The organism is Xylophilus sp. ASV27 (genome assembly GCF_016428875.1).
Classification (GTDB): Bacteria; Pseudomonadota; Gammaproteobacteria; order Burkholderiales; family Burkholderiaceae_C; genus Xylophilus.
Window position 1 is genome coordinate 1 of record NZ_JAELTO010000201.1, and the last position, 3,072, is coordinate 3,072.

Genomic DNA, 3,072 nt, shown 5'->3' on the forward strand with positions numbered 1-3,072 from the left:
GGAGCCTGGACGTGGCCCTGCGCGAGGATGCCGCGCAGTCCTACAAGGATCAGGGCCCGCACAACCAGTCCCTGCTGCGGCGCATGGCCCTGCAGATGCTCACGCGCGACACCTCGGTGAAGCTCGGACTGCAGGCCAAGCGCAAGCGCGCTGGCTGGAGCCTGCCCTATCTGGAGCACCTCATGGGCATGGGAGCGGCTCTGGGGATGGGGGGCTCTGGTTAGATGCGATTGCCCTGCATGCCGGGCGGGGTGTTATCAAAAATCATAGCGAGAAGCCCTGGTGAATCGTGGCTTCCCGGGTTTCATATGCCTCAAGCCATCGATTGACTAAGGCATATAGCTACTATATTTGTAGCAAATTCAGGCCGCGGGGCTGTTCTTCAGGCATTCGCTCATGAAGCTCTTGCGCTCATCGCCCTTGAGTGCCTTGGTCTTGGCCTCGGTGTTGCAGGTCTTCATCTTTTCCTGCTGCGTGGCCGGCGCGGCGGCTGACGGGGTGCCGGCGGCGCTCAGGCACTGCTTCATGAAGGCCTTGCGCTCGTCGCCGGTCTTGCCGGTGGCGTCCTTGTTGCAGGCGGTCATCTTCTCCTGCTGGGCGGTCTTGGGCTTGGCGGCGGGCGCATCGGCGGCATGCACCGCGGTGGCAAGGGACAGGGCCAGGGCTGTGGCCGCGGCGAGGCAGAGCAGTTTCTTCATGGTGAATTTCTCCTGCGACAGATGAAGGTTGGGCGCATCCCGGACGGGACCCCGCCCCATAACGTCATGACGGGAAGTTCGGCTGACGCCAGCCGGAGTGTGCCCGACAAAGGCCGCTACGGGGCCACCCGTAAAATCCGCCGATGCTCTCCGTGAAAAACGATCTGCTCGCGGCCCTGGCCGACGCGCTGGAACAACTGCTGCCCGGCGCCGGTCCGCGCGCCGCCTTCGAATCGCCCAAAGTGGCCGCGCATGGCGATTTCGCCACCACCGCCGCCATGCAGCTGGCCAAGCCGCTGGGCCGGAACCCGCGCCAGCTGGCCGAGTCGCTGCGCGGCGCGCTGCAGGCCGCGCCGGCCTTCCAGCGCTGGACTTCGGCGGTCGAGATCGCCGGGCCCGGCTTCCTCAACATCCGCCTCACGCCCGAGGCCAAGCAGCAGACGGTGCGCGAGATCCTCGCCGCCGGCGCCCGCTACGGCGTGCAGCCCCCCACCGGCCAGAGGGTACTGGTCGAGTTCGTCTCGGCCAACCCGACCGGCCCGCTGCACGTGGGCCACGGCCGCCAGGCCGCGCTGGGCGACGCCATCTGCAACCTGCTCGCCACCCAGGGCCAGCGGGTGCACCGCGAGTACTACTACAACGACGCCGGCGTGCAGATCCAGACGCTGGCGCGCAGCACGCAACTGCGCGCCAAGGGCTTCAAGCCGGGCGACGCGTGCTGGCCCACCGATCCGGACGATCCGGCCAGCAAGGCCTTCTATAACGGCGAGTACATCCAGGACATCGCCGAGGACTTCCTGGCGCGCAAGACCGTGCAGGCCAGCGACCGCCGGACCACCGCCAGCGGCGACGTCGAAGACCTCGACGCGATCCGCGAGTTCGCCGTCGCCTACCTGCGCCACGAGCAGGACAAGGACCTGAAGGCCTTCAACCTGAAGTTCGACGAGTACTACCTGGAGTCCAGCCTCTACGCCAGCGGGCGCGTCGAGGCCACGGTCAACCGGCTCGTCGCCAACGGCAAGACCTACGAGCAGGACGGCGCGCTCTGGCTGCGGAGCACAGACTACGGCGACGACAAGGACCGCGTCATGCGCAAGCAGGACGGCAGCTACACCTACTTCGTGCCCGACGTGGCCTACCACATCGCCAAGTGGGAGCGCGGCTTCCACAAGGTGGTCAACATCCAGGGCACGGACCACCACGGCACCATCGCCCGCGTGCGCGCCGGCCTGCAGGCGGCCGAGGTCGGCATCCCGCAGGGCTACCCCGACTACGTGCTGCACACCATGGTGCGCGTGGTGCGCGGCGGCGAAGAGGTCAAGATCAGCAAGCGCGCCGGCAGCTACGTCACCCTGCGCGACCTGATCGAGTGGACCAGCACCGACGCGGTGCGCTTCTTCCTGCTCAGCCGCAAGCCCGACACCGAGTACACCTTCGACATCGACCTGGCGCTGGCGCAGAACAACGACAACCCGGTCTACTACGTGCAGTACGCCCACGCGCGCATCTGCTCGGTGCTCGCGGCCTGGGGCGGCGAGCGCGCCGCGCTCGCGCAGGCCGATCTGGCGCCGCTCGACACGCCGGCGGCCCAGTCGCTGATGCTGCAGCTCGCCAAGTACCCCGAGATGCTCGCCGCCGCGGCCAAGGACTTCGCCCCGCACGACGTCAGCTTCTACCTGCGCGACCTGGCCGCGGCCTACCACAGCTACTACGACGCCGAGCGCATCCTGGTGGACGATCCGGCCCTCAGGACCGCGCGCCTGGCGCTCGTCGCCGCTGCCGCGCAGGTGCTGCACAATGGCTTGGCAGTGCTGGGCGTCTCGGCCCCGGCAAAGATGTGACCAGAAGGAAAAAAGAGGGATACGGTTCATGCGCAAGCAGCGGCAGGCCCAGCGGGGCGGGACATTTCTGGGCATCGTGATCGGGGTGGTGCTGGGCCTGGGCGTGGCGCTGGCCGTCGCGGTCTACGTCACCAAGGTGCCGGTGCCCTTCCTCAACCGCAATGCCGGCCGCAATGCAGACCAGGATGCGGCCGAGGCGCAGAAGAACCGCGACTGGAACCCCAACTCGGCCCTCGCCGGCAAGAACGGCGCGGTGCGGCCGCCGCCGGGCGCCAGCGGCACCGTCGGCGCCGCCGCCGGCGTCACGCCGCCGCAGCCCGCCAGCACCGCGGTCGCGCCGGTGGGCCTGTCTCTTATACACATCTGACGCTGCCGACGAAGAGAACCTAGTGTAGATCTCGGTGGTGGGGGGGGGGGTGGGGGGGGGGGGGGGGGGGGGGGGGGGGGGGGGGGGGGGGGGGGGGGGGGGGGGGGGGGGGGGGGGGGGGGGGGGGGGGGGGGGGGGGGGGGGGGGGGGGGGGGGGGGGGGGGGG

General features: G+C 69.4%; 3 protein-coding genes and 1 pseudogene. 3 read left to right on the plus strand and 1 reads right to left on the minus strand.

The annotated features are described in order from the left end of the window. Window positions 1-224: pseudogene (locus tag JHD63_RS22145) on the plus strand (hypothetical protein); the annotation flags it as partial. Window positions 225-362: 138 nt separating this feature from the next. On the opposite strand, the gene JHD63_RS22150 reads toward JHD63_RS22145, so the two are convergent. Continuing rightward, complete coding sequence (locus JHD63_RS22150) at window positions 363-698, minus strand: PsiF family protein (protein ID WP_198972947.1); 336 nt, start codon at window positions 696-698, stop codon at window positions 363-365. 143 nt (window positions 699-841) lie between these two features. Here JHD63_RS22150 and argS point away from each other — a divergent pair, with 143 nt between their 5' ends. Both argS and JHD63_RS22160 read left to right on the plus strand, forming a co-directional pair. Continuing rightward, window positions 842-2,539, plus strand: a complete 1,698-nt coding sequence (gene argS, locus JHD63_RS22155) for an arginine--tRNA ligase (RefSeq protein ID WP_198972948.1) — start codon at window positions 842-844, stop codon at window positions 2,537-2,539. A gap of 28 nt (window positions 2,540-2,567) precedes the next feature. Next, window positions 2,568-2,906 (plus strand): hypothetical protein, encoded by a 339-nt coding sequence (locus JHD63_RS22160; protein WP_370590612.1) that lies wholly within the window; start codon window positions 2,568-2,570, stop codon window positions 2,904-2,906. Window positions 2,907-3,072 lie beyond the last annotated feature (166 nt).